Source organism: Paenibacillus sp. FSL H8-0332 (genome assembly GCF_037963835.1).
Lineage (GTDB): Bacteria > Bacillota > Bacilli > Paenibacillales > Paenibacillaceae > Paenibacillus_AQ > Paenibacillus_AQ rhizoplanae.
In genome coordinates this window covers 5,505,791-5,530,810 of record NZ_CP150145.1, presented here as the reverse complement: position 1 = coordinate 5,530,810, position 25,020 = coordinate 5,505,791, and the positions used below count along the sequence as shown (strand labels likewise).

Annotated in this window: 23 protein-coding genes; 17 read left to right on the top strand and 6 right to left on the bottom strand. The window is 54.2% G+C overall.

All coding sequences use genetic code 11. The features are described 5' to 3' along the window. Positions 1-159: 159 nt before the first annotated feature. From NST43_RS23840 to NST43_RS23825, 4 genes are all read right to left on the bottom strand, one after another. The gene (locus tag NST43_RS23840) at positions 160-2,040 is read right to left on the bottom strand and encodes an ABC transporter permease (RefSeq protein WP_339219797.1); all 1,881 of its coding nucleotides are present in this window, start codon (positions 2,038-2,040) and stop codon (positions 160-162) included. After that, positions 2,012-2,779 carry an ABC transporter ATP-binding protein gene (locus tag NST43_RS23835; protein ID WP_339219795.1) on the bottom strand — a complete coding sequence of 256 codons (768 nt, stop codon included), beginning with the start codon at positions 2,777-2,779 and terminating at the stop codon, positions 2,012-2,014. The genes NST43_RS23840 and NST43_RS23835 overlap by 29 nt, the downstream gene beginning before the upstream one ends. A 113-nt stretch (positions 2,780-2,892) precedes the next feature. Beyond that, positions 2,893-3,891 (bottom strand): sensor histidine kinase, encoded by a 999-nt coding sequence (locus NST43_RS23830; protein ID WP_339219793.1) that lies wholly within the window; start codon positions 3,889-3,891, stop codon positions 2,893-2,895. Further along, positions 3,888-4,592: a response regulator transcription factor gene (locus NST43_RS23825; protein ID WP_339219791.1), complete on the bottom strand. Its 705-nt coding sequence runs from the start codon at positions 4,590-4,592 to the stop codon at positions 3,888-3,890. Before NST43_RS23825 ends, NST43_RS23830 begins: the two co-directional genes overlap by 4 nt. A 294-nt stretch (positions 4,593-4,886) precedes the next feature. Here NST43_RS23825 and NST43_RS23820 point away from each other — a divergent pair, with 294 nt between their 5' ends. Together NST43_RS23820 and NST43_RS23815 are read left to right on the top strand one after the other, a co-directional pair. Next, positions 4,887-5,117 carry a hypothetical protein gene (locus NST43_RS23820; RefSeq protein ID WP_339219790.1) on the top strand — a complete coding sequence of 77 codons (231 nt, stop codon included), beginning with the start codon at positions 4,887-4,889 and terminating at the stop codon, positions 5,115-5,117. Further along, a complete protein-coding gene (locus tag NST43_RS23815) occupies positions 5,051-5,677 on the top strand; it encodes a class I SAM-dependent methyltransferase (RefSeq protein ID WP_339225516.1) in 627 nt (208 codons plus the stop codon). Before NST43_RS23820 ends, NST43_RS23815 begins: the two co-directional genes overlap by 67 nt. Before the next feature lie 78 nt (positions 5,678-5,755). On the opposite strand, the gene NST43_RS23810 is transcribed toward NST43_RS23815, so the two are convergent. Together NST43_RS23810 and NST43_RS23805 are read right to left on the bottom strand one after the other, a co-directional pair. Next, the gene (locus NST43_RS23810) at positions 5,756-6,721 is read right to left on the bottom strand and encodes an MBL fold metallo-hydrolase (RefSeq protein WP_339219788.1); all 966 of its coding nucleotides are present in this window, start codon (positions 6,719-6,721) and stop codon (positions 5,756-5,758) included. 89 nt (positions 6,722-6,810) lie between these two features. After that, positions 6,811-7,383 (bottom strand): DUF6609 family protein, encoded by a 573-nt coding sequence (locus tag NST43_RS23805; protein ID WP_339219786.1) that lies wholly within the window; start codon positions 7,381-7,383, stop codon positions 6,811-6,813. A 239-nt stretch (positions 7,384-7,622) separates the two neighbouring features. Here NST43_RS23805 and NST43_RS23800 point away from each other — a divergent pair, with 239 nt between their 5' ends. The 15 genes from NST43_RS23800 to NST43_RS23730 all read left to right on the top strand — a co-directional run bounded on the left by NST43_RS23800 (position 7,623) and on the right by NST43_RS23730 (position 25,019). Beyond that, on the top strand, positions 7,623-7,781 hold the full coding sequence (locus NST43_RS23800) for a thiazolylpeptide-type bacteriocin (protein WP_339219785.1): 159 nt from the start codon (positions 7,623-7,625) through the stop codon (positions 7,779-7,781). 58 nt (positions 7,782-7,839) lie between these two features. Further along, on the top strand, positions 7,840-7,998 hold the full coding sequence (locus NST43_RS23795) for a thiazolylpeptide-type bacteriocin (RefSeq protein ID WP_036732414.1): 159 nt from the start codon (positions 7,840-7,842) through the stop codon (positions 7,996-7,998). A gap of 55 nt (positions 7,999-8,053) precedes the next feature. Continuing rightward, entirely contained in the window at positions 8,054-8,212 is a 159-nt protein-coding gene (locus tag NST43_RS23790; RefSeq protein ID WP_339219784.1) for a thiazolylpeptide-type bacteriocin, read from the top strand. A 74-nt stretch (positions 8,213-8,286) separates the two neighbouring features. After that, complete coding sequence (locus NST43_RS23785) at positions 8,287-10,701, top strand: hypothetical protein (RefSeq protein ID WP_339219782.1); 2,415 nt, start codon at positions 8,287-8,289, stop codon at positions 10,699-10,701. Beyond that, entirely contained in the window at positions 10,673-11,764 is a 1,092-nt protein-coding gene (locus NST43_RS23780) for a hypothetical protein (protein ID WP_339219781.1), read from the top strand. Before NST43_RS23785 ends, NST43_RS23780 begins: the two co-directional genes overlap by 29 nt. Then, positions 11,761-13,602, top strand: a complete 1,842-nt coding sequence (locus NST43_RS23775) for a TOMM precursor leader peptide-binding protein (protein ID WP_339219779.1) — start codon at positions 11,761-11,763, stop codon at positions 13,600-13,602. The genes NST43_RS23780 and NST43_RS23775 overlap by 4 nt, the downstream gene beginning before the upstream one ends. A 41-nt stretch (positions 13,603-13,643) precedes the next feature. Continuing rightward, complete coding sequence (locus tag NST43_RS23770) at positions 13,644-14,504, top strand: ABC transporter ATP-binding protein (protein ID WP_339219777.1); 861 nt, start codon at positions 13,644-13,646, stop codon at positions 14,502-14,504. Further along, complete coding sequence (locus NST43_RS23765) at positions 14,501-15,226, top strand: ABC transporter permease (RefSeq protein ID WP_036732404.1); 726 nt, start codon at positions 14,501-14,503, stop codon at positions 15,224-15,226. The genes NST43_RS23770 and NST43_RS23765 overlap by 4 nt, the downstream gene beginning before the upstream one ends. After that, positions 15,210-16,373, top strand: a complete 1,164-nt coding sequence (locus NST43_RS23760) for an amidohydrolase (RefSeq protein ID WP_339219775.1) — start codon at positions 15,210-15,212, stop codon at positions 16,371-16,373. The genes NST43_RS23765 and NST43_RS23760 overlap by 17 nt, the downstream gene beginning before the upstream one ends. Positions 16,374-16,391: 18 nt before the next feature. Continuing rightward, on the top strand, positions 16,392-18,971 hold the full coding sequence (locus tag NST43_RS23755; RefSeq protein WP_339219773.1) for a lantibiotic dehydratase: 2,580 nt from the start codon (positions 16,392-16,394) through the stop codon (positions 18,969-18,971). Next, positions 18,952-20,052 carry a hypothetical protein gene (locus NST43_RS23750; protein ID WP_339219771.1) on the top strand — a complete coding sequence of 367 codons (1,101 nt, stop codon included), beginning with the start codon at positions 18,952-18,954 and terminating at the stop codon, positions 20,050-20,052. Before NST43_RS23755 ends, NST43_RS23750 begins: the two co-directional genes overlap by 20 nt. Next, positions 20,033-21,400, top strand: a complete 1,368-nt coding sequence (locus NST43_RS23745) for a hypothetical protein (RefSeq protein ID WP_339219769.1) — start codon at positions 20,033-20,035, stop codon at positions 21,398-21,400. The genes NST43_RS23750 and NST43_RS23745 overlap by 20 nt, the downstream gene beginning before the upstream one ends. After that, on the top strand, positions 21,342-23,282 hold the full coding sequence (locus NST43_RS23740) for a TOMM precursor leader peptide-binding protein (protein ID WP_339219767.1): 1,941 nt from the start codon (positions 21,342-21,344) through the stop codon (positions 23,280-23,282). The genes NST43_RS23745 and NST43_RS23740 overlap by 59 nt, the downstream gene beginning before the upstream one ends. A gap of 11 nt (positions 23,283-23,293) precedes the next feature. Further along, the gene (locus tag NST43_RS23735; protein ID WP_339219765.1) at positions 23,294-24,208 is read left to right on the top strand and encodes a thiopeptide-type bacteriocin biosynthesis protein; all 915 of its coding nucleotides are present in this window, start codon (positions 23,294-23,296) and stop codon (positions 24,206-24,208) included. Continuing rightward, a complete protein-coding gene (locus NST43_RS23730; protein ID WP_339219763.1) occupies positions 24,192-25,019 on the top strand; it encodes a SagB family peptide dehydrogenase in 828 nt (275 codons plus the stop codon). The genes NST43_RS23735 and NST43_RS23730 overlap by 17 nt, the downstream gene beginning before the upstream one ends. Position 25,020: the final 1 nt, after the last annotated feature.

Genomic DNA, 25,020 nt, shown 5'->3' with positions numbered 1-25,020 from the left:
TGGAAAAGCGGAAGCGTTCGCCTTGGTCTCCGGATTTTCACCGCTAAGGGGAATGAAAAAAATCTGGAGAGCACAGCGATTGGAACAACGGTCCGTTCACGCAGCGTCCACCCAAGTGCTCACGTTGATCCTACTCCAAAACAAAGTGTCGTGCCGGGGTTAGCCGGCTAATGCCGACCGGATCTGTCTCGTGTAGAACAGGCGGACAATGAAGAAGTAGATCACCTGAATGAAGAAGAACAGGCCCAGCACAAGCAGGGACTCCCTGAATATGGAGTACTGGAACATGTGTGACAAGGCCGTAAGGGCAACGGTTCCATGTACCAGGGCGACCACGATTGGAGCGAAGAAGAGCAGGCTGAGCTGGCGGTTCAATATCCGGCCAAGCTCCTTGTCACTCAGCCCCAGCTTGGAAATAGCCTTGAACTTGTGCTTATCCTCATCCAGATCACTATACAGCCGGAAATAGAGGAAGCTGCCGGCAGAGACAAAAAATACGATCCCGACAAAAAAACCGATGAACATCACCGGGCCAAAGCCCTCATTTGTCTTGGAGGTCAAATACTCAAGGGCATAGAAAGTATACTGCTCATCATAGGGAAGCTCATTGGTCAGCTTTTCGCCTGCCTTCTTTACTCCAGGCTGTCCAGTTGCCCCGTGCCATGCATAATAACGGCTCACTTTGAGCGGCTGTCCCAGCGTGCTGATCCACTCATCGGGGACGACATAATAACCGCTGACTCCCCGGATCGCCCAAGATACGACAGCCTGGTCCGCCTCGATGACGACTCCCGGCTGCAGCTCTACCGGCTGGTTGAGCAGTTCTTCTCCCTTGCGGGACAGCCCGAAATCAACAACTGCGGCTTTCCCAGCGGCCAGCCGGATGGACTTCAGCTCCATCAGCGCTGCCAGGCGGTTATAATCGGATTGCTTCACCAGAACCATTGTCCGGCCATCCACAGCTTTATAGTAGTTAAGCTCCAGACCTGTTTTCTCGGCGGAAATCCCGGCTCCGCCAAGGCTCTCGTCAATCAGCTGTATATGGGCCTGTGCCTTGCTGTCTCCGTCCAAGGACTGATAGGTGAACAGATAGGGATTCTTCTGCGTCAGCGCTCCGTTGATCATCGACTGGAAGCCATATAAAGCTCCTATCGCGCTGAAAGAAACGGTAGAGATGATGGCCACCAGAAAAAAAGCGCGCGCGTTGTCCTTCATCCGGTGGGAAAGGTCAGAGAACAGCAGCATATTGGTCCGGCGCCAGTACAGTCCCTCTCGTGCCTTCAGCTTGTGAATCAGGTACACGCTGAGCTGTGTGAACAGCAGATAGGTACCGATCGTGACCATAATGACCACCGGCACGAGCAGCAGTACTACATTCAGACCACTCGCCCGGAGAGACAGGAAGTAGCTGACCCCCAGCAGCGATACCACCAGCAATGACAATAGCAGCGAGGCCTTCGGCTCCGGCTTGGGCTGACGGTCTGCCTTAATGAGCGTGATCAGCTTGCCGCTGCGCAGCACGGACGAGATGAACAGGGAGATCAGGACGAACAGTAGCAGGAAGGAGAACAGGGTCAACACTATCGCCTTGAACGGAAAATAGAATTGAAGCGGCTCGTTAAGGGCAAGCACGTTCTCCCCGGCAAGCAGAATCCCTTTGGCAAAGATAAGGCCAAGTCCGATGCCGCTCACAGTGGCGCCTGACCCGACGATCATATTCTCCAGAAAAATCATCCGCCGCAGCTGCCGGACAGTCATACCGTGCATCATCATCAGCCCGAACTCCCGTTTACGCGATTGCAGAAATGCACTCATGGAGTAGAGGACGAAGAAGAAGGAGAATATGTAGATCACCCATTTGGAGACCGCAAGCGCAAGAGCCGCACTGGATTGAATATTGTCCCCGCTCAGCACCGGGTGGTAGGCAAAGATGGAAAAGGTAAAGAAGACCATCACTGTAAACATGCTGCTGAGAAAATAGGCGGTGTATAGCCTTGTGTTCCGGGAGACGTTACGGAATGCGAACTGGCGGAACGTCATGGCTATATCCTCCTAACAGCGAAAGTGTGTCGATGATTTTCTGGAAAAAGCTCTGGCGGTTATCCCCGCAGTGAATCTCCGTATAGAATCTGCCATCCTTAATGAAGACGACCCGGTGACAATAGCTGGCGGCTACAGCATCATGGGTAACAAGCATCATCGTCGTTGCCTGCTGTCGGTTGATCGTTTCCAGCAGATCCATTACATCCCTGGCTGCACCCGAGTCCAGATTGCCGGTAGGCTCATCCGCCAGTAGCAGCTTGGGAGAATGGATCATGGCTCTGGCGATGGCTGTCCGCTGGGCTTGTCCGCCGGAGATCTCGTACGTGCGTTTTTTCATAATGGAGCTAATGCCCAGCTTCCCGGCAATCTCCCGCGACTTTTGCTTCATTTCACTGATCCGGGTGCCATCCAGTGTCAGCGGCAGCACGATATTCTCTTCTACCGTTAAGGTATTCAGCAGATTGAAATCCTGAAAGACAAACCCCAACTCGCGGCGGCGGAATACAGCCAGTTCATTTTTGTCCAGATTGCCCGTGTCCTTGTTATCAATCCTAATGCTTCCTGTAGTCGGAACGTCCACTGTGGCAATCAGATTCAGCAGAGTGGTTTTTCCGCTGCCCGAGGGTCCCATTATCCCCACGAATTCTCCGGCTGCAATGGTTAAATCAATTTCGGTCAAGGCCCGGTAGGCCACGTTTCCTTCATAGATTTTACTGACCTTTTTTACCTCCAGCATATGGCTGTACTCCCCTTCTATGTGTGCAACACACTTGTTCTGTAACCAATATACCGGAGGAGGCAGCAGCTCAGCCATCGATTTAGATTTCACTTTTATTACTTGCCTGTAAGCTAAGGATTCACCGTCAAAATAATCCGCACCACCGTTCCCTCGCAGGCCGCCGATTCCAGCTCAAGCCGGTGTCCGAGACGGTCTGCGGACTCCTTCGTCAGATACAGCCCCATTCCTGTAGACTCCCGCAGTCCGCGCCCGTTGCTGCCGGTGAAGAAGGGGTCGAATACCCGTTTGAGATCAGACGCCTGAATCCCGATTCCCCGGTCCTTGACCTCAATGACCGCATCCGTTCCTCTGAGATAGCAGGCTACAGTGATTTTCCGGCCGTTCTCCGTGTTAGCCGCCGCTGAATATTTGATGGCATTGTTCATAATCTGCGACAGCATGAAGAACAGCCATTTCTCATCCGTCTGGGCGGTAATGTCCGGAGCGGAGGCGTGGACCTCGGGGTAGATATGGCTGCGGATGAACAGGCGTCTGTGATCATGGACAACCTCGTTCACCAGCTTCGGCAGGACGACAGGCTTGATGTGGAAATCCTTCTCAAAAGCCCGCAGCCTGGCCATATACAGCACGGTGTTCAGTCCGCTGCGCATACGCTCCAGCTCCTCGCGGATGCTGGCAAACTCCGGCTCGTCTATATTCTGCACGGTCAGCTCTATGACCGACAAAGGCGTCTTCATCTGATGGACCCATTGGTCTATGAAAGTCAGATGCTGCTCCTGCTGCAGCTTCACTGCCGTCAGCTGCTGCTGATAGTAGCCGTACTGGGTGTGCAGCAGCTGCTCCAGCGCTGTGGATACAGGGTGGTTCTCCAGCTTCTGAAAGGATTCGTCCAGTGTCTCCAGAGGTCTGCTGAGGCGAAGATAATAACGGCGCCTGCTGATATATTGGTAGATTAAGTAGCAGCTGATGAAGAAGAAGCCGATAAAGACCGCATAGAGCGCGGTCGGCAGATCGCGGTAGCCGTCCAGCCAGTAAATGGACAGCATAGTGCCGAATTGCACGATCTGCACAGCCAATAACAACGCATGCTCTCGGAGAAACAGCCTCATGACTCCGCCTCTGACCAGCTGTTGTTCAGCCGGTATCCCGAACCCCTGACGGTAAGCACGGCATCCTCCATCCCCAGCTCCTGGAATTTCTTGCGGACCCGTGCGATATTCACGTTCAGCGTATTCTCATCCACAAAAGCCTGCGGGTCCCATAGCTTCTCCAGCAGTGCTTCCCGGCTGGCAACCCTAGGGTAACGCTCCATCAGACTCTCGATGAGATCCGATTCCTTGCGGGTAAGGGTTACGACCGTCTGTCCATACTGTAATTCAAGTCGTTCGGGATACAGCATCAGCCCTTCCTTCTCCAGCATCAGCTCCTCGCGCTTAGCCGCATATTCCCCGTAGGCCCGCCGGAGATGGCTGTGGATCTTGGCGAGCACAATCCCGGAATGGAACGGCTTGGTGATATAATCATCCCCGCCGTTCTCAAGCGCCATGATCTGGTCCATCTCACCGTCGCGCGCCGAGATGAACAGCACAGGACAGGTGGAGACCCTGCGGATCTGCCGGCACCAGTAATACCCGTCATAGTTGGGCAGATTCACATCAAGCAGCACCAGATCCGGCCTTACCTGTTCAAATTCTTGTAGCACCTGACGAAAGTCCCTGACCTTTACGACTTCATATCCATATTTCTCAATAGCCGAGTGCAGCAGATCTGCAATCTTCGGATCATCTTCCACAATCATGATTCTGGACATCTTCACGGCTCTCCTTGTCTTGTTCAGTTAAGTACATATATAACACGGGTGAGGGTGTAAGGGAAGTTAGCGGGGGAGGATGGTGGGAAGTCAGAAAGGGTGGAAGCGGTATACGATCAGCCTCACTGCCCCGCAGCAGCAACTTTTATTATACTCATTCTGTGCCTGGAGACAGACATAGAGGATCGCATACCATATAGGTACGGGGAGTTAATGAGAGTATAACGGCCCGAAAGCTATTTTATGAAAGGAGACCATATGATAAATCACCTGTTTTCACTTGCTAGACAACCTGTGCTCTGGCAACGAAGCGTTGAACCCTTTTGGAATGACGGGCATATCTCGAAGCAAATGCTGGAAGCTCATCTGAATCCGGACTGGGAAGCGGCGAGCCGCAGGCATAGCGATATTGACTGTTCAGTGAAGTGGCTTAGCCGTCTGATCCCGCTGGGAGCCGTATTCTTGACCTTGGCTGTGGACCGGGACTTTATACCAAACGCCTCTCTGAACAGCGGTATGATGTAACGGGAATTGATTTCTCCAGCCGTTCAATCGCCTATGCCCAAGAGCATGATACGCGGAGCCGGTATATCTGTCAGAATTATTTGGAGCTGGAGTATACCGAAGCGTTCGATAGCATCACCTTGATTTATTGTGATTACGGTGCGCTTACACTAAGTGAGCGTAACATCCTGCTGTCCAAGGTATACCGTGCCTTAAAGCCAGGCGGTCTGTTTATCTTCGATGTGTTCACGCAGAAGACGAATTGGGGTAAGCAGGACAGTACCTCATGGACGTTGCATCCAGACGGAGGTTTTTGGAATGCTGAACCGCATGTATGTCTCGAAGCGTCTTATTTCTACGAGGGACTTACCGTGGAGGCCCGTCAGACGGTCATACTTGCCGATCATGAGCTCCATCATTATTTGATCTGGAACACGGTGTTTACACAGGAGACCCTTGCGGATGAAGTGTTGCCTTGGGGATTCCAACTGGACAGTGTCTACGATGATAGTTGCGGGAGTCCGTATACGGGGGGAGCAGACACGCTATGTTTTGTACTTAGGAAGGGACAGCCTGCATAGAGAAAAGCAAGAAAAGAGGGGACATGCTCTTCTTTTCTTGCCTTGTCTGGTTATAAGATGTACATCGAATACTCTCTGTTACTCCCCTGATGCAGTAATCAGGTCATAGAGCTTATTCAAATTTGTCTTGAAATAGGTTGTGAAGTACCAAGCCCGGTATTCTTCGGGTATTTCGATCTCTTCAATACTCTGCTGATTCTGAACGGCTTCGGTCACGATGGCGATCATTCTGCTTATGTACCCCTTCACCTCATGAAGCTGTTGCAGGGAGCATACTTCACCATGCCCCGGTATAATCGTCTCCACATCCAACCGCTCAATCTGCTCCAGAATATGCAGCCACTCCTGAGGGTTGGCATTAGCCAGCACCGGATGGTGGTTCGAGAGCACGAGGTCCCCGATGATGACAATTTTATCTTCCGGGAGGTACACAATGGCATCACTTTGTGTGTGTCCTCCGCCATATGTAATGAGCTGCGCGCTGCGGTTGCTGCCGTGAATGGTCATTTGCCGGTCAAAAGTTATCGTCGGCACCGTATGCACCAGCTGCGGCAGCATATTCACAAATTCACGGTCCGTTGCATTCTCCCAGGCCATTTCCTGCTGCAGCTTAGTATCCGTCTCCTGCTCGCATTGCAATTCAGCTTCTCCGATCGCCTCTAGCATCTTCTCTCTGTTGTTCTGGTATTGGGCTACCCGGTCTCTGGCGAATGTATTCATGATCTCATGGGTCCCCGATGTGGAAATCAGCTGGGCGTCAGGCACAAACACCTGATTGCCAGTGGTATGATCGCTGTGCCAGTGTGTGTTGATTACATAGGATACAGGGTTCCCTGTGAGGTGTTCAGCAGCAGCCTTCAAATCCAGAGCCGCCTCCAGCGTCGCGAATGTGTCCACCACCAGAGTGAGTCCCCCCAGGTCAATAATGGCCGCGTTTGCGAGTGAGCCTGTGCCTGGAACCGCAACCGCCGCAACGGTGCTATCTGCAAGATATTGCAGACGGAAATGCCTGGAGCCTTGAAATGATTCAATCCTGTTCAGCATAGTAATCTCTCCCTTCCAACATGGGAATATACTATACGCTATCTGAGTCTGCTAGACAATATTTTTCTGGATTTCCATTTGATTTCCGTTTAGTTGGCGATATTCGAAGAGCTTGCGAACGGTTCAGCAGCAGGGCGGCCGGACAAGAGGAGCAGAGTCCCCCAGAGCACTTTGACAGCAAGATCCGCGTAGACCAAGGCGTGAAAAGACAGCCCCGGCCAGACCATACCCGCCACAGCATTAGCGCTTAGCAGAACAGCCAGCAGAAACATGGAACGTCCATGCACCCAGGCCATCGGAATGAAATGGAGACCTATTGCCAAAAAAGCCCCCAGCCAGACCATCCGGTAGTTTCCGTCTCCGAAGTGAGGACCGCCTACCAGCACCATAATGACGAACATCAGAATGATAGAGTAGAGCATCATTTTGCCCTGAAAGGCGGTTTGTGGTCCGTAGGACAGCTTGCGGCTGACCGCTTTGCCGGTCAAGATCCAGAAAAACCCGGCCATATACCCGAGTGAAAATACCGGCATGGAGATCAGTTGCGCTCCCCCCGCAAGCAGCCCCGCAAACAGGATGGCGGCCACCCAGATCAGCCACAATCCGCACACTCTTTTATTCAGATAGCTTCTGCTCCGCACTTGTCTTCCGTCTGCCTTCATTGTCTTCTTCCCCTTATGGATATATTTGTTGAGCTTTATCAGTATTGACACCTGAATGAGCGTGTTAACCCGCAAAAATGCTGCAGCCGCACCGCAATTTATTTGTGGGAATTACTGGAATGGTAGTCGGTGAAGGCTTGAATAAGCTGTGATACTCTTACTTCAGAAAGAAAATAACCACTGAAACGGAGCGCTTGATAAGCAGCATTCCGGACGGACTGAAGGAGGTGAAGTAACCTATGAAACCATTCGAAAAAGAGCTTGAAGATCTGGACCTGGAGCTGATTGAACTCGATCAGGTGGAAGCCATTCCATCGACAGCCGCAACCAGCGGCAGCGGCAGTTCATCCACCTGCGGATCATCGTCATGTTCGTCGTGTTCCTCCTCCTGCGCGTAAGACAGACAGATTCACAAGAATACTTAAACACTAATTTTATGAAAAGGATGATGAAAAAATGAAGGATTTAAACAAAGAACTGGAAGATCTGGACCTGGAACTGATTGAACTTGAGCAAGTGGAAGCTATTCCGTCAACAGCGGCAACCAGCGGCAGTGGCAGCTCCTCTACCTGCGGTTCGTCCTCATGCTCGTCGTGCTCTTCTTCCTGTGCTTAAGATTAACAGGATCGCAATGATAATAAAATACTAATTATGAAAAGGATGATAAATAATGAAAGATTTAAATAAAGAACTGGAAGATCTGGACCTGGAACTGATTGAACTTGATCAAGTAGAGGCTATTCCGTCAACGGCGGCATCCAGCGGAAGCGGAAGCTCTTCCACCTGCGGATCATCATCGTGTTCGTCGTGTTCGTCCTCTTGTGCTTAATTGTTAATTCAACCATGGATGGGGCGGCATAAGCCGTGCCCATCCAAAAAACAATCCCAGAAGGGGGAGCCGTGTTGAGTCGAACCTTCCTGTTTGAAAGACGGAATCATGTTCCTTCCAGTGACCTGATGCAGATTAAGCATGGTTTCTACCAGGAGCTTCTAGCCTATTGTGAAGAACGTAAAGGATTCAACCAGCGTAAGGAATTGCTGCACCAGCGGCTGTCTGAGCGCATAGAACAAGAGCCGGAGGTACGGATTGCCTATATCCGGCTGCAACAGGGAGTCCGCAAAGGGCGAATCCAGCCCGGAAAGATTCCGAAGGCAAACCTAGTGGCACCGGAGCTCATGGAGGAGGCGCTCTCTCTGGAGCAGACCGGCAGCGAGCTGATACAGCGGTATCAGGAATTAACCATCCGGTTCAAGAGTGAATGTAAAATGCAGGAACAGGAGCTGTATAAGCTGTTCCGGGAGCAACCGAGTGTGCAGAATGCACTGCTGCTAACTAACTATGAAATGTATTGTTCATTGAACAAATCGTATAGCTCGAAAAAAAGCGGAAAGGTATGGAAAATGATGATGCGTTCTTTTGCCAAAACAGCACCGCTCTCTTCCTTCACTTCAATCTGCCGGGGGCCGGGGACAGGAGAGGAGAGCCGGATCAGCTTCGCTCAATGGATTCTCCTTCACTGGTATGAGTTATGGCTGCTGCTTCCTGAGGTGATACGGGCCAGCCGCTATAAGGTGGATTACAGGGAGCAAGAGGGGACTCTCCTCACGGAGGGAAGTACCGGACCGCAAACGGCGGAGCCCGGACTATATAGCAGAACGAAGCGAAGTTACCGCCTGAAGACACCGGCTGCCGCCAAAATCCAACCGGGAAGTATCGTCAGCCTGGATGAACTCGCGCTGATCTGGAACGAAAGCATAGAAGCTATGACAGCCAAGGCTGTTCAACTGCTGCGCTGCGGCTACCTCAAGCATACGATTTACAGGGAGAGCGAGCCGCTTACGTTGGAATTATTCATCGAGACCGTCTCTGCGTTGCGTCACGGAAGCAGCAGGATACGGTCCCTGGCTCAGCATCTGGAAGCCATCCGTGTGTTGTCCGGTCAGCTCGAACAGACAAATGAGGTTCCGCAGAGGGAGCGGTTGCTGGAAATTACCCGAAGGCATGTGAACCGCTGCTGTGAGTTGCTCAGATGGGAGGGCAAATATCCGGTTAACCCGTTCAATGAGGACAGCTATGCGGAAGTAACCGGACCGTCTGTTGAAGTGGAGCCGTTCGCTGATCCGCTTGCGGAATGGGCTGAAGTTCTGCCAATCTTCGATAACCGTCTGAAGTTCCGGCTCTATATGGAGCATCAACTGCATGATACGCTCCCTGTGCCTTATACCTCCCTTGAGCCCAGCCTGTCCAGGTATGCCGCAGAGTATGAGCAGCATGTGGCACTCAACCGAACCTGCAAAGGAAGTGTATTTGAGAATGCTCCCGCAGTAGCGCGCCTGGAGGAGCTCAGAGATCAATACCGGATGAAGCTGGCTGCGGCAGCATCGGGAGAGGATATTGTGCTAGAGCATGCGGATCTGGCTTCGCTGGAGGCAGGGCTGCAGAAACTCCGCATCCGCCAGCCTGCTATAGCAGGATTCTGGCTTCAGCGGAGCGGTACGGGAGAGCTTGTAGTGAATGATTGCAAGAACAGCTATCTGGCCTATGCCATGTATCATTTGCCCGAGAGTCATGACGCCATAGCTAAACGGCTACAAGCAGTGCTCCACTGCGGGGACGAGGCGCAGCTAATCACCTACTCCCCCTCTTGCGGGTTCAATCCCAATATGAATGGTTTTGCAGAAGGCAATAGTCTAGCTGCTGATCTTAAGGCTGCCGGGCTGATTTGGAATACTGAACGACACAGCTTCGAGCTGCAGCTTGGAAAGCAGCAGGTTGTTCCGTTATATACAGGATCGCTTGCACCGGCTTGCCTGCCGGAAGAGTACAGGAACCTTGCCTTGCTCACCCAATCCGGCTTCATCACGGGAACCGGGCTGGACTATGATGAGCTCGGCATTGATGAATACCGGCATATCGGCAGAATCAGCTATGGGAAGCTGATCCTGCACAGAAGGCGAACCATTCTTCATGAGAAGCTGTTTGCCGGAGTGACCCCGGATTTGGACGGATACCTGCGGCTTCATGAGGTGCTTGAGGCCTATGCTGTCCCGCTGCATTCATTCATCCGGCTGTTTCCTGTCCGCGGCAACAGGCTGCATATCGAATATGGTGAGTCCGGGCTGCACAAACCGATCTTTCTGGATGCTGAGGAGCCGCAGTATTGTATGGAATGGCTTAAGCATATGGAACGCTGCCGCAGGCAGTATGGGGAATTAGCCGTTGTGTTCGAAGAGGCGCTTCCCGACCCGTATGACAATGAATATACCGCTGAGGTTGTGTACGAAATGCATGAAGAACCGCTCAGAATGGGGGGATGAAGCGATGGGCAAGCAACCGGTACGTATTCTGGAAACTAAAGATGGAACTGAAGTAATTGGCCGCAAAAGGAGGATCAGGCTCAAAACGGCAGGTTATGAGCAGCTTGTCCGGCTCTTCACAAATCCGCATCCGTCCCCTGCCGAGGCACAGCGGCTGATGGATCTCCGGCACAAGCTGAACGGAGAAGAGGAGATGTCCATAGAGGCAGATGCGTATGAACTGGGTGACCGGGTGATTCTGTCCGCCGGAGTTTGCCCGCGCTGTCTTGGCTTGCAGTATCCTGTAGCAAGCCGGTTCAGATTCCAACTTCCTGCCTTTATGAGTGCAAGGAAGTATACCGGTAATAAGCTGGTCAAATTAGATGCCTGCGGACTTCAGTCCATCCAGTCCCTGCCTGAAGTGGCTCATGCCGAATGCTGCCCGCTTCATTGCAGTCCGCTGGAGCATCTGGAGGACAGGGCCGTTGACGAGGGGGTTCTTTCACAGGAGCTGGTAAGCGCTGTGGTCAAGAACATTAAATTCCGTTTCGATCGTTACTGGATCCTGGACGCTGAAGCCTGCGGCAGGGTGGTGAGCTTCGCCGGACCCAGCAAACGCCGGGTATTGGAGGATCTGTATGCTTACCTGCTGGAGCAATGCTACAGCTATCGTCAGCTATCGCCGGGGTTAACCGACCAGGCCGCCTACCTGCATTACCTGAACCGCCAGGAAGCCGGGGATACCGAAGAACTGGAGCAGGGGGATTGGACTTCAGGCCGCCTTGCCTTCTTGCCGGGTACGGAGCAGCCGCTTCCTTCACAGATCAGATATAAGAGGTTACAAGCCCTGATGATTGTGTATCTTATGGAGGCTAAATATGAGGGGAAGCTGTACAGGGCAATTGGTGAATCCTTGGAAGATGCGGTGTTCCGGGTATGGAACCAGATTCGTAGAGAGGATTGTGATCCTGCCTGGCCTTACCCGTCTCCTTCTCCTGAAACGGCCGGTGGTGCGCTGTGCCGGTATGAGGACGGTCTGTCCCGCAAATTCGGCTTCTCTCTCTTAGGGGGTGACCGGCGATGAAGACAGCTGCAATGACATTGGATCAGGCAGTACATCGCCTGGAGGAACAGGTGGTTCTTGAGCTCGGCGGGGAACGGCTGCTATGCTTCATAACCTACGCTCACCAGACAGGCAGGGAGCGGGTCTGGCCCCGCGAGGAAAGATTTGCACTTCTGCAGGTGGATGTTCACGAAGTGCTTGCCGGGCCTATCTTCAATCCGGGCGGGATAGGCTGTCCGTCCTGCTTCGCGCAACGGAGGAACGAGAACCTGAGAGCGAATGAGCGGCTGCCTGGGGATGAAGGCCGGAGCGAACTTGTTGGCAGCTACAGCGTGGATGAAGTGCTGGTGCAGGAGTGTCTGGCTCTGCTGCTCCGACAGGCTGGAACGTCTGGAGTGCTGGACTATTACCGGCTGGAGCCTGGTGGCGGTAATGTCCGCAGGTATTCCTTCTGGCCCGCTCAGCGCTGCAAGTCCTGTGCTGAAGCTGAACCGGAGGACGATACTGCTGTAATCCTCCAGGAGCTGGAACGGAAATCGATGTTCCAGTATGGCAGTTCATACCGGGCTGAGCCCACTGCGGTATGTGATACCGTATTCGCGCCAGGCAATGCCGACTCCAATTTTATGATCTATCGGGACAGAAATACCCGTTCCTTCTTTTCGCTGACCAGCTTCTTCAGGATCTACAGGGAGGAGACATATGAACTGGGCATCGGCAGCTCTACTGATTATAGAGCCAGCGAGCTAAAGTCGAGGTGTGAGGCGCTGGAACGTTATGCGGGAATGCACCCGCGCGGCAGGGAAGGGCTGAGTGTCAGATCCGGCACCCGGAGCCTGCAGAAACGGGAGACAGCCATCGATCCGCTGCTGTTCACCGGTGCGGTGAAGAGAAGCGGACAGATAGCCGCTTACCATGAGGAGCTGCCCTTGAATTGGATACCTGCCTTCGACTGGAAGCGGCAAGGCACAGTCTATGTCCCGGAATGCCTAGCCTATTATAAGCCGGATGACGGATATTCAGCCGGACCGCGGATTTACAAAGGCAATTCCAACGGGAATGCACTGGGCACAACCGTACTGGACGGTATCTATTATGCCTGTCTGGAGCTGATTGAGCGGGATGCTTTCCTGAATCACTGGTACCTGCGGCGTTCACCGCCCGAGATCCTGCCGGATTCGGTAGAGAATGCACAGATTCGTTATATGACCGGACGGCTTACGGCACTCGGGTATACCGTGCAGCTGTTCGACATCACGATGGAGACAGAGATTCCTGTCATTTGGGCTCTCTGTCTGGGACAGACCGAGAACCAGTTCGCGGCCTACAGTACGGCGGGTGCCCATCCCCATCCGGAGAAGGCCATCCTCTCGGCGCTGGAAGAAATGCTGCTGGCGCTGGAATACTACGGCACTCATGCCGCAGAGATCCATGAGAAAGCCCGGCGCATCCGCCATGAAGGGGTATGGCGGGTCGAGGATCATCCGATTCTCTATTTCCTTCAGGAGGAACGGCATCACTTCGATTTCCTGGCCAGCGGCGGTCAATACGGTATCCGCGAGCGGTTTGCCCGGTTCTACGGGGAGCTGCAGCATACGGTGATTGATCTGGCGGAAGAAACCTCAAGGCTGCTGGACCGGATGACGGACCATTACGGCGAAGCGTTCATCGTCCGTCAGACACCAGAGGGATACAAGGCGCTTGGACTGGAGGCAGTCAAAGTGCTTGTGCCTCAGATGCAGCCTATGTGGTTCGGTGAAGCAAGCCGGATGCTCTGCGGACGGCGTATCCGGCAGGCTGCGCAGCACTGGAGGATGGATTCGGCAGAGGTCTACCAGGCGCCCCATCCATTTCCCTGAACACTATAAACGATAACAGAAAGAAGGAGAACAACTTGCAAATGCTGCTGAAATTAGAAGATGTAGAGAAGCGGTTCAAGGATAAGCAGGTGCTGGCCGGAGTGAGCTTTGATGTGGCGGAAGGTGAAAGTATCGCCTTAATCGGACCGAACGGGGCGGGTAAGACGACCATGATCCGTTCCATTCTGGGGCTTACCAGTATCGATGCCGGGGTCATAGAGCGGCATTTCGATAACCGCAAGGATGTCGGAATTATGCTGCAAAAGGATCTTTTCCCCGACGGACTGCGGGTCAAGGAGCTGATTGAGCTGCATAAGAGCTACAGCAGATCCAAGGTGGATACGAATGAGCTGCTGAAGGCCGGGGATCTGGTGCAAGAGACGCGCAGCATGGTGCAGAGCCTGTCCGGCGGGCAGAAGCGCAGACTGTCCTTCGCCCTCTCTCTGGCGGCCAATCCGAAGCTGCTGTTCCTGGACGAACCGACGGTCGGCATGGATGTTACCGCCTGCAGAATGTTCTGGAGCAAGATCAAGGAGCTGCAGGGGCAGGGCAAATCAATATTCGTAACCTCACATCATCTGGATGAGCTGAACGACTTTTGCCGCCGGTTTATTTTTCTCAAAGAAGGGAAGGTCGCTGCGGTTGTAAGCAAGGAGGACCTGAATGCTCAGAAAATCCTCGTTGTCCATCCCGCGCAAGCAGAGGAAGCAGAGGAGCTGCAGCGCCGGTTCGGCGGTCTGGTGGAGGATGGACGGCTGTATGTTTTTCATCCGGCAGAGCAATCCCAGCTGGTGGATGTCCTGAAGGAGCGGCATATTCCTTATGAAGAACGGCTTAAGGAAGTTAAGGATTGCTACCGTGAAATCTATGACCATTATGAAGAAGGAGTGATGCAGGCATGATTACAATTATCCGCTATGAAATTCTCAAGGTGCTGCGTAACAAGAGATTTGTATTTTTCACACTCGTGATGCCGCTTGGGTTCTTCCTTGCACTGAATGCCTTCGTGAAGCCAGATCACGGCCAAGGGGAGTTTATTACTTATCTGGCGGTATTCTGTACCCTGTTCGGAACAGCGGGCAGCGGGCTGAATACTCTGAGCACCCGGGTGGCCAAAGAGAAGTCATATATCGGCAGCATCTACACCGTCACCCCTTACTCGCCGGGCAAGTTCATCTTCGTCACCGCTCTGGTTCAACTGATCCTGAATGTGGTTATCGCGGCTGTAATCATCACATTTGGCGCCGCTGTCTTCCACCTGAGAATGGACACGGTGCTGCTGAAGATGGAGCTGCTGGCGCTGTACTCCAGTCTATATTATATTTTCCTCGGCCTGATTCTCGGGTTCCTGCTGGACATTGTGTCGCTGCAATCAATCTCCTTCCCGCTGTACCTGGGCTTCATGTCCATGAACATCACGAATGATTTGGGCTTCTCGGTTCCGGGCTTCATGACCCATATCCAGCGCTTCTTCCCGGGCTATTATCTGAGCAAAGCGGTTAAGACTCTCTATACCGGAGGCGATGCCCTTCAGAGTATTCTGATGATGACGCTGAACATCGGACTGCTGCTGATCGTAACTCTCGTAGTCTACCGTTACAAAAAGAATGCAATCGTCGCTTAAGCACGAAGCCGGTGAGCTGGAAGAGCTGCGGATGACCCGCAGGGCGCTGCACCGTATCCCCGAGCTTGCGAGGCAGGAGAAGAAGACTCGGGCATACATTGAGGATTACATCGTTAGGCATACCACCCGAATCAGGATCGAGCATTCCTCGGACAAAGGGATCATCGCTTCATATCAGGGCGGCGCCGGATTGCCAGTCATCGGATTCCGGGCAGAGCTGGATGCCCTGCCGGTTGAGGATGCCAAGGCGGATGCTCCTTATCGAAGCATACATCACGGCCTAAGCCATGCGTGCGGACATGATGCCCATATGTCTATTCTGCTGCAGCTCATCCGTTGGGTGGACCGGTGCGCACCTGCCGTGAACTGCTGCTTTATCTTTCAGGCGGCCGAGGAAGTGATGGCGGGAGCTCGGGAGCTCATTCCCCTGCTTCAGGCGCAGAAGCTGGAATACCTGTATTCGCTTCATGTCACACCAGATCTGTATGCCGGGTATTTCTCCCTGCGGCCCGGTCTTGCTCTGGCAGGCTGCCTGAACGCGGAGCTGCTGCTGGAGCTGGCCTCCGGCCATGCTTCTGACCAGCCGGATGTTCTCCGTGTACTCGCTGAGGTGCAGCATTTTCAAGAGGCCTATCATACAGCCGGGCAGTTCTGCAAGATTACGCATGTGGAAACGAATGGCTACTACAATGTGATTCCGGACCGGCTGAAGCTGTATCTTACGATCCGCTCTGCGGAAGCAGCCGCACTCCGGGACGGGTATCAGCAGCTAATGGATGCCGTATCCGCATCCTCTCAGGTGCGGGGTATTCTGGATAGCCGGATTATTTCCGAGTATCCCTGCTGCGTCAATGATTCGGCGCTTGCGGGGCTCACCGCCCGGCTGCTTAGCAGGAGGTTTGGCCGGGAGCAGGTGCTGGAGGCACCGTTCCTGTTCTCCAGCGACGACTTTGCCTTCTATGCCAGGGAACTGCCTGGCGTTAAGACCTGCTATTATTTTATTGGCGCTTATGTGCGGGAGAATAACAACGTTCACACCGGAGCTTTTGACATTGACGAGCATGCATTGCTGTTTGGACTCCAAAGTTATCAGGCCATTATTCAAATATTCGGGCAGGCCGGCCGGTCCCGGAGGGTCCCCGAATAATAGACAGGAGTGGGAAAGATGCGGGTAGCACCCCTTTATATGTACAGACAGACCAATTTCCCGCTTAGATATGTAGCCCAGTATATGGGTAATCTTAGCGGGAAGTATACAGCGGTGCGGCACAGCGCGGGAGAACCGGCGCTGCGGCTGGCTGATATAACGGAAGAGATGCAGCGGCAGATCGGCAGCCTGGAGCGGGATGACGAGCGGATGGAGGCGATCCGGTTCAAGCGTGACTTCTTCAATGAGCGAGCCAGCGCCGAGAAGCGGTACAGCCAAGTTGAGGTCCTGTTCACAGAAGAGCTGCGCGGCGAGATCCGGCAGGTATTCGCCTTGCGGCAGCAGCACCGGGACCGGATGGAGGCGGTGCAGAAGGAATTCGAGGCGCTTGCCGCAGCGGACCGCCGCTGGCTGCAGCGAATCTATCTGGAGGACCGGGAGCTGCGGGATGCCCTGACGTTTGTGAACAGTGCGATTACAGCCAAGCTGGATAAATATTTGCGTACACCGGCTGAAGAGCATGACCGGAATCTGCGCAAGCTGGATTATACCCTGGTTAAATTTCTGACCCGGGCGAGCATGAAGACCAGTCCCTTCGCTAATCTGACCTACTCCGGGATTGGGAACTTCAGCGGTGAACGGAAGACAGGGGCCAAGCGGCTCTATCCCCGGCTGAATGATTCGCTGATCCTGCAAATCTACGACAAGCTATTCCTTGAGCCGGAGTGGATTACGCGGCTGGAATACCGTCTGAATGCCACTTGCGTGGAGCTGGAGGGCAAATATTATATTACCGTGCTGCAGAACACCAAAGGTGAACGCCAATTGTATAAATCCAGACAAGGGCTTGTCACACTTCGTGCCAGCGAAGCGCTACACAAGCTGTTCGGAAGACTGAAGGAGGCGGAGGTGCTGCCCTATCCGGCCATGCGGGAGCTGTTAACCGGTCTCGGCGTCTCTGGTGAACAGGCAGACAATACCCTGCGCCAGCTAATCAGCAACGGGGTACTGGAGCGGACGGACTATCTGAACGAGCAGGCCGGCAATCTGCCTCAAGAGCTGCTGCAGAAGCTTGAGCGCTACGGTGTAGATCACCCGTGTATTTCGCTGCTGCTCGAATTGAACGCACTGACCGGACAATTCAGCGACTCGCTGGATGTGGAAGCTACTGACCGCCTGTATGATTGTGCCGAAGCGCTGGCCGCATTGTTCGAGCTGGAGCCGATGCCCCGCCGCAGCCTGCTGTATATTGACGGCATCGACGAGACGGTGCAGACCCAGGACTATTCAGGCCGGCAAGGGCGGCTGGCCCAGCTGTCCCGTTACCAATGGCTGATGATGTGCTTCGACACGGTCGTTAAGATGCAGTTCGCCGCAGGGGAGTTCTTCAAGAGCCATTACGGTACAAGTTACGTTCCCGCGAACTCGCAGGAGGCCTCAAGGGTACTCCGGGATATGGCCCAGGTATTCTTCTCGGACCCGGAGTTATTGAAGGAGACCTCCGGACTGTTCAACTGGGATAAAGCATTCAGCCATAAGAAGACTCAGCGTCTGCACAATATCGCCAGCCGCTTGACGGGATTCCTGAACGAAGCCGCCGCGCAGGATGAGATTCTCATCTCTGATACACAGACAGCAGCCTGGCAGAGTGAGATTCAGGAGGTGCTCGGGGAACGCCTGCTCTCGCACTCGTTTTTTGTACAGGAGAGCGGTGAGCGCATGGTACTGAACCATATGTATAAGGGGTTCTCGATTTATTTCGCCCGCTTCCTGAAGTATCTGGAGGACTCCGGCAACGAATACGCCGCTTATCTGCGTGAATGCTTCGATGGGAATCAGGTGGCAGATATCCGTAATACCTTCGGCTTCAATGCCAATATCCGCAAGAGAACGGTGCAGAAAGAGATCGCCTTGCCCATTCAGTCTATGACCGAGAGCGGGCAGTCCCTCTCATGGCTGGATTTGGGATTCCGGTACAATCCCTCCACAGAAAGCCCTGAGTTCTTTGATCCTACGACGGGTAACACCGTACGTCCGCAATTTCTGGGTACGCTGGTGCTGGTAGCCGCCCCAGCCATTCTGACGACCTTCGATATCCTGTCCTCGCATGGGACCAGTTATTTCGACCTTGGGGAGCTGGTTCTGCGTGAACGGCTGAAGCCGGAAGCAGGAACGAATGAGACGGTTATCCATGTTCCCCGGATTTGGCTGGGCGAACATGAACTGATGGTTTCCCGGGAGAAATGGCTGCTCAGCACTTCAGCCTTATCGGGAGCGTTCAGTGAGAAGGACCGCTTCACAGCCTGGAAGCGCACCCTTGATTATTGTGACAGTAACGGTATTCCTACCCGCTTCTTCGCCAGGCCGTTCAGCACAAGCACAGAACCGGCTTCAGAGGCGACAGAACGTAAGCCGCAATTCATCAATCTGTCCTCGCCGCTGCTCTTCCAGGTCTTCCTGCAGCTTGCGGCCAAGGGAGAACATCTCTTAATCGAAGAGGAGTATCCGGTGGCGGACCCGGAGCGGGATAATGTGCTCGAGTATACCTACGAAATTACATGCGGGGGGGAAGAGGAATATGCAGCTGCGAACTATTAATTGTTATTTATACGACAGCAAAGCGATTGCCTTACTGGTCCGGTCCATCCTGTCGATCGTTCAGACCTCTAAGCTGGAGAATCTCATTCTCCAGAAAAGCTGGGTCTATGGGTTCCATCTTAAGGTTACACTGGACGCCTCTAATGCCAATCCGCAGCTTGAAGAGCTGATCCGCCGTCATGCGGCGCGGTATGCCAGAGAACGGTCTGAAGAGGAATACGTGAAATACGAGCGTATGGTGAACAAGCTTGCCCTAATGGAAGAGTATTCCGGGACGTTCCTGCCGCTTCGCCGTGATGGTGAGGTGACGGTTGAGGAGGGAAGCATGCTGACCCACGGCAATCCGTTGTGCAGCGCAAAGGTGAATTACAGCATTGAGCTGCTCAAGAGCCGGCTGATTGCGGATATTTATGAGTCCTGGGTGGAGCTGCCTGAAGACAGACAGAACGTGGAGGCGGCCAAGATGTTTTTTATTACCGGCAGTCACAGTCCAGGGGGGCTTAAGATAGGGTACCTGTCGCTCCGCTCCAATTTCGAATATTTCAAAACCCAGCTGGCGGAGTTCAGAAAAGATGAACAGATGGAGTCCAGAATTCACAAAGCGCTGCACGGACGGACGGATACCGAAAAGGAATTTATAGCAGGCGGAGTGAAGAGCTTCACAGAAGGCCGGTTTGAGCGGGAGTTTATTTTCGGCCGGCTGCGGATCTTCATCAGTTCACTGTGGACGATTCTGGAGCAGGCGTATGAACGGGGAGAGCTGGTGCATGACAAGCTGTATTACGGCGATGATTTCTTCGAGCGACATGATCAGGTCAGTACGTTTCATCGGACTTTTTTCTCCAACCCCGATTTCCTGAAGCATTATCACGAAAAAGGATTCGTCGTCTACCGATTCGTAGCCGCTGTCCTGTATTCCTTAATGCCGATGCTGGAAATCTCGCCTATGCGCAAGCAGCGTATCACCGGCGTGGCCTCCGAGAGTGTGGAGTCAGGCTACGGGATGGACTGGAAGGATGCTTACAGTTATCTGGAGATGAAGATGGCAGGAGAGAGTGGACATGGCACACTGGTTCATTAGACGGGAAGAGCGGCTGTATCTATATGGCAAGCAAGGGCTGCACCAGTTAAAAGCGAACCCGCAAACCGCTGGGAAGCTTAAGGAGGCCGTGTTCGGTGACCGCTCCGCAAACTGGATGCCGATTGATGAGGTGTTGGCGGCGCGGCTGCTTCCCGGGGAGCAGCGTTCTGTGTCTGCTCGCGGGAATTCAGACGGTACTCTTACTTCCTGCGGGGAATGGCAACTGCGGGTGATCACTCCGGACAAAGCGCTGCTGCTGCGCAATCTGTCCCCAGACGACGAACCGGAGATCACCGCTGCCGTTGAGGAAGGCAATCCGCAGTGGAAGAGTGCAGCAGCACAGCCGCTCCTGCTCAGCTATGCCGGAAGTATAGCAGCGGCCTGCGAAGGTCTGAAGGGGGAGGAAGCACAGGCAGCCAAACGCGTCATTCAGCTTGACCTTAGCGGTGACAAGAGAGTGATTGAGCCCAAACGGCTGCTGGCCGATATTCTGCGGTCTACTACGTGGGAAGAGGGGAGTTGTTCTGCAGAACCGGCGGAGATTGTGAATTGGACCACTTGCCTGGATGCCTTGGAGCGTCTGGAGAACCAGCTTGTGCACAGCTTTGTGTTTCATGGAAATGATCTCTTGCAGATCCCCTATAAAATAGCCACCGCTTCAGACGGAAGCTACCATAGCGGCGAGGGGAATGCAGAGCAGATCGTCCGCGCCTCCTGCCGCAATCTGGAGCGGCTGCTGAATCAGGTTCATCCCGGCCCGCCCGGACAATGGCTGGTTACGGCAGGGCGGCAGCATAGATTGGAACGGCTGGCCGGGCAGCTCTTCATGGCATGGGAAGCTGCGAAAGGCCCGGCAGCGCTGGAAGGCCGGAAGCTTGCCTTCACAGAGCTTGCGGGGAATACGCGGATACAGGCCATGATTCGCCGTTTCGTAGCTGATGCGGAGCTGCTCGAGATCTATGTGGAGCGGATTCCGGGAATCCGCGCTTACCGTGCTGCTGCCGGGAGGGCAGGCAGCGCCTGGACCGACGGCTGCTGCGCTTCCTCTCAGCAGGAAGCCATCCAGGAGGCGTTAATCCGGTTCTACGCTCAGGTACAGCAGAATGGTATCCGCACTTCGAATGCGTATTCCGCAGGTGAGCAGACTAGCGCTGCACCGGCGGGACTGCCGGTGCAGGAGCTGACGGAAGCATTTCAGGACAGATATGACAGCCGGGAGCTGTTGATCCCGGTTCTGGAGAATACAGGAATAACCATCTTGCAGGTGCAGCGAAAGGAGGAGAGAGGCCATGAAGGAAGCCGTGTTATACCAGACGGACAGTCTGTTTCTGCGGGAAGTTGTTCTTGAGCTGGAGAAGCAGGAGATCCCTTACCGTTTGACGGATGAGCGGTCTGCAGATGACGGCTCCGTGCTGTTTGTCATCCTGGATCAATTGCTGGAGGAGGAACTTAGTCCTTTCTACCGGAAGGCTCCCGGTCAGGGCGGAGTATTCTTCCTCCATCATCTGCTGGACACACTGCTTGTGGGTCCTCTGTACCATCAGGCAGACACCGGGGGCTGCATGGCCTGCCTGCAGCAGAAATATAAGGACACCGGAAGGGAGGGACTGTTATCGCTGCTCTATGGCGAGAAGACGGAGTACGTGCCTCAACCGCAGGCGGCGGGATTCGCTGCCGATTGTATCCGCGGCGCCCTCCTTGCGGCGGATCATCTTCACCGCTACATAGGCCATGTTGAGCATATCCACTGGGATGCCCTGCGCGCGGAAGGTTATCTGTTGCGGAAGCATAAAGGCTGTCCCGTATGCTCGGCGGTAGCTCCATCCGTGGCTGCCCCGCGTCATCGGCAGACGGCAGATACGGTGAAGCAGGGCAGACGCACCTACCGGCTGCGCTCAGAGCTGGATACAGAGGCTATCCTGCGCAAGTGGTATGATCCCGATGGCGGAACGATCACCCACCGCTACCGTGAACTGCGCTCCTCCTATATTGAAGCCGGCGGAATGGAGCTGCGGATAGGACCAGCTTATGTTGAGACCGGATTCGGCCGGGCCTACCGGAGGCCGGAGGCCATGAAGCTTGCGGTGCTTGAAGCCCTGGAGCGGTATTGCGGAATGTGTGACCGGACCGCGCCTGCGGCGGAGAAATTCTCCTATGAGCAGCTCTCTGAGCAGGCGGTAGACCCTGAAGTATTCGGTCTTCACGACGCTGAGACCATGGCACATCCGGCCTATAGACTACAGCAGTACAAGGAGAATCTGCCTGTATACTGGACGCCGGTGTTCTCAATGAAGGAGCGCAGGGAAGTACTGGTGCCGGAGCAGCTAGTGTACTTCGCAGACGGACATTTCAGAAGCGGAACGAACAGGTTCGTCTACGACAGCTCCAACGGCCTGGCATTGGGTAGCACCTGGGAAGAGGCGGCCTTGCATGGTCTGTTCGAGGTCATCGAACGCGATAACTTCCTCTGCGCCTGGTATAACCGGCTTCCCCTGCGGGAGATTGACATTTCCGGCAGTCCGCTGGAGGAGCTGAAGCAGCTCATCTATTTCTTGGAGCTGGAGGGCATTCAGATCCGCTTCTTCGATATTTCAATGGAGCTTAAGGTGCCCAGTGTATGGGCGCTGGCGTATGATACGCGCGAGGGGGCTGTTATGAAGGCCTATAATGCCGCCGCCGCCCATGTTATTCCCGGTAAGGCTGTGGAATCGGCAGCGATGGAGGTCATCACCTCGCTGCCGATCTATGCGTCAGAGCTGAAGGAAGGCGGCCATGCGTTCACAAGAGCGCAGCAGCTTGAGAATAATCCGGGGGCGGTCACCGAATTCGAGGACCATGTCCTGTATTATGCCAGCGAGAGCAACTGTCGCCAGGGACTGGATTTTGTACTGCGGGGGGATGGGCGGCAGAAGGCTTCTCTGGAGGAACTCTACCCGGATGCCTATGACCCTGGAGGCCCGTTCACTCATAATGATCTGGCCGGTGATCTGGAGGAGCTGGCCGCTGCCATCATTGAACATTACGGGGAGCTGTATATAGCCGATGTGACTCCAGATGAAGTGGCGGACTTCGGGTACCGCGCGGCCAAGGTGCTGGTTCCCGGCATGATGCCCATGACGTTCGGGGAGCAGCATCGACGCATTATTCCGGAAAGACTAATCCGGGAAAGAAAGCGGCGGGGGCTGGACAAGGATTTTACGGTAAACCCCGACCCGCATCCATTTCCATAAGGAGGGTGTTTATGAAAACATGGAAAAGTTACAGGGTGTATTATCAGTTCCAGCCAGGCTATGACGGACTGATTCTGCTGCTGGCCGAACAGCTTGAGCGGCTCGCGGCCCTGGGAAGAATCTCGAAATGGTTCTTCCTGAGGTATTGGGAAGACGGCCCGCATATCCGGGTGCGGTATCTGATGGATGGAGAGCTTGACGAAGAAGAGCTGTTTGACAAGGTGAGAGCCTATATACAGCGTTATCCCTCGATCCGCAAGCTGAGCAAGGAAGAATACTTCCAGGGTCATAAATTCGACGGGGAGCCGCTGGAGCTGCAGAACCTGGACTGGTATGAGGAAGGCGAAATCATCAGTAAGCCGTATGAGCCGGAAGTTGAGCGATACGGCGGTGCTTCACTGATGCCGCTGGCGGAATCCCTGTTCATGGAGTCCAGCAGGCTGGCCGCCGGTATCCTGGAGCTGACGGCAGGCAGTGCCTTCACCCGGCGCCTGCTTACGGGAATGCGGGTGCTGGAAGAGCTTACGGAGAGTCTCTTTACACGAATTCCCCGTCTGGGGGAGGTCCATTCCTTTTACCGCAAGAGTGCGGAGAGCTGGCAGCGGCTGTATCAGCTCGGTGACATGGAGCTTACAACCAAGCTGGTCCGCTGGTGTACAGCGCACCCGGACTGGCGGGAATCGGTGGACAGTCTACTGCTTAGCGATGGGAATTACGGACACCTGCGGACCGCTCTGCTTGATGGCTATACCGCCATTGCAGCAGCGGAACAGAATGAACAGCGGGTAAGATCCATCCTGTATTCGCACCTGCACATGCTGAACAACCGCTGCGGAATCAGTCCGGAATATGAATATGCGCTATACCGGACGCTCTGGAGTCTCACAATTAATCAGGAGGTGGGTTCAAATGTTACCGTCCCATAATCAAATATCCGAGTTCTATGATTATGATCTGCTGTTCGAGGAGATAGCCGGGGAGGAGCCGCGCTCTGTGGCCTGGAGATTCAACCAGCGGCCGCTGGATAACTACGAATTCCCCGGCAATGAAGTCCCGCTGGAGGAATACCTGGACAAGGTCAGTCTGGAACGCGGCCCGTCCCTGCCGGAGAAATATGAGGTGCGGCTCGACAAGCTGCTGCTGAAGCGCAGATCTACACTGCTGGGCCAGATGGGGGCGTCCTGGTCACTGGACGAGCTGGCTGCCATGCTGAGCTGGTCCGCCGGACCGCGCGATGAGGACCGGCATATGGGCAGCCATCATGCAGGCAAGCAGATCTCCATGCGGACCTATCCTTCGGGCGGGGCGATGTATTCTATCAAGCTGTATATGTATATCCGCGGAGTGGAAGGGCTTGAGGACGGTGTGTACTATTATGCGCCGCTGCAAAAAGAGCTGTACCGCTTCCGCAGCGCACTGCCGCCGGAAGAACTGGAGCGTCTTTTCCCCATGACCCTGTACAAGACGGATGCGAGAAGTCTGGCGCTGGAAGGGGCGTCCATTCTGTTGTTCTTCATGGCGGATTTGAAATACAGCTTCAAGAAATACGGCCGTCTGGCCTATAAGCTTGCCCTGCTCGAAGCCGGCCATATTGCCCAGAATGTACAGCTGCTCAGCACCGCCATGGACAAGAATACGCTGCCGATCTGCGGGTATTTTGCGGACAAGGTAGAGGAGCTTCTGCTGTTAAGGGAGCATAAATATCAGCACTGTGTGTATGGCATAGTGCTGGGATAAA

Excerpts from the sequence above, each read along its gene's own strand:
- NST43_RS23770 (WP_339219777.1), top strand. The coding sequence starts at position 13,644 with ATGCTGCTGAAATTAGAAGATGTAGAGAAGCGGTTCAAGGATAAGCAG.
- NST43_RS23745 (WP_339219769.1), top strand. The coding sequence starts at position 20,033 with ATGGCACACTGGTTCATTAGACGGGAAGAGCGGCTGTATCTATATGGC.
- NST43_RS23790 (WP_339219784.1), top strand. The coding sequence starts at position 8,054 with ATGAAAGATTTAAATAAAGAACTGGAAGATCTGGACCTGGAACTGATT.
- NST43_RS23750 (WP_339219771.1), top strand. The coding sequence starts at position 18,952 with ATGCAGCTGCGAACTATTAATTGTTATTTATACGACAGCAAAGCGATT.
- NST43_RS23830 (WP_339219793.1), bottom strand. The coding sequence starts at position 3,891 with ATGAGGCTGTTTCTCCGAGAGCATGCGTTGTTATTGGCTGTGCAGATC.
- NST43_RS23805 (WP_339219786.1), bottom strand. The coding sequence starts at position 7,383 with ATGAAGGCAGACGGAAGACAAGTGCGGAGCAGAAGCTATCTGAATAAA.
- NST43_RS23825 (WP_339219791.1), bottom strand. The coding sequence starts at position 4,592 with ATGTCCAGAATCATGATTGTGGAAGATGATCCGAAGATTGCAGATCTG.
- NST43_RS23765 (WP_036732404.1), top strand. The coding sequence starts at position 14,501 with ATGATTACAATTATCCGCTATGAAATTCTCAAGGTGCTGCGTAACAAG.
- NST43_RS23755 (WP_339219773.1), top strand. The coding sequence starts at position 16,392 with ATGCGGGTAGCACCCCTTTATATGTACAGACAGACCAATTTCCCGCTT.
- NST43_RS23810 (WP_339219788.1), bottom strand. The coding sequence starts at position 6,721 with ATGCTGAACAGGATTGAATCATTTCAAGGCTCCAGGCATTTCCGTCTG.
- NST43_RS23775 (WP_339219779.1), top strand. The coding sequence starts at position 11,761 with ATGAAGACAGCTGCAATGACATTGGATCAGGCAGTACATCGCCTGGAG.
- NST43_RS23800 (WP_339219785.1), top strand. The coding sequence starts at position 7,623 with ATGAAACCATTCGAAAAAGAGCTTGAAGATCTGGACCTGGAGCTGATT.
- NST43_RS23795 (WP_036732414.1), top strand. The coding sequence starts at position 7,840 with ATGAAGGATTTAAACAAAGAACTGGAAGATCTGGACCTGGAACTGATT.
- NST43_RS23760 (WP_339219775.1), top strand. The coding sequence starts at position 15,210 with ATGCAATCGTCGCTTAAGCACGAAGCCGGTGAGCTGGAAGAGCTGCGG.
- NST43_RS23740 (WP_339219767.1), top strand. The coding sequence starts at position 21,342 with ATGAAGGAAGCCGTGTTATACCAGACGGACAGTCTGTTTCTGCGGGAA.
- NST43_RS23780 (WP_339219781.1), top strand. The coding sequence starts at position 10,673 with ATGAAGAACCGCTCAGAATGGGGGGATGAAGCGATGGGCAAGCAACCG.
- NST43_RS23735 (WP_339219765.1), top strand. The coding sequence starts at position 23,294 with ATGAAAACATGGAAAAGTTACAGGGTGTATTATCAGTTCCAGCCAGGC.
- NST43_RS23730 (WP_339219763.1), top strand. The coding sequence starts at position 24,192 with ATGTTACCGTCCCATAATCAAATATCCGAGTTCTATGATTATGATCTG.
- NST43_RS23840 (WP_339219797.1), bottom strand. The coding sequence starts at position 2,040 with ATGACGTTCCGCCAGTTCGCATTCCGTAACGTCTCCCGGAACACAAGG.
- NST43_RS23835 (WP_339219795.1), bottom strand. The coding sequence starts at position 2,779 with ATGCTGGAGGTAAAAAAGGTCAGTAAAATCTATGAAGGAAACGTGGCC.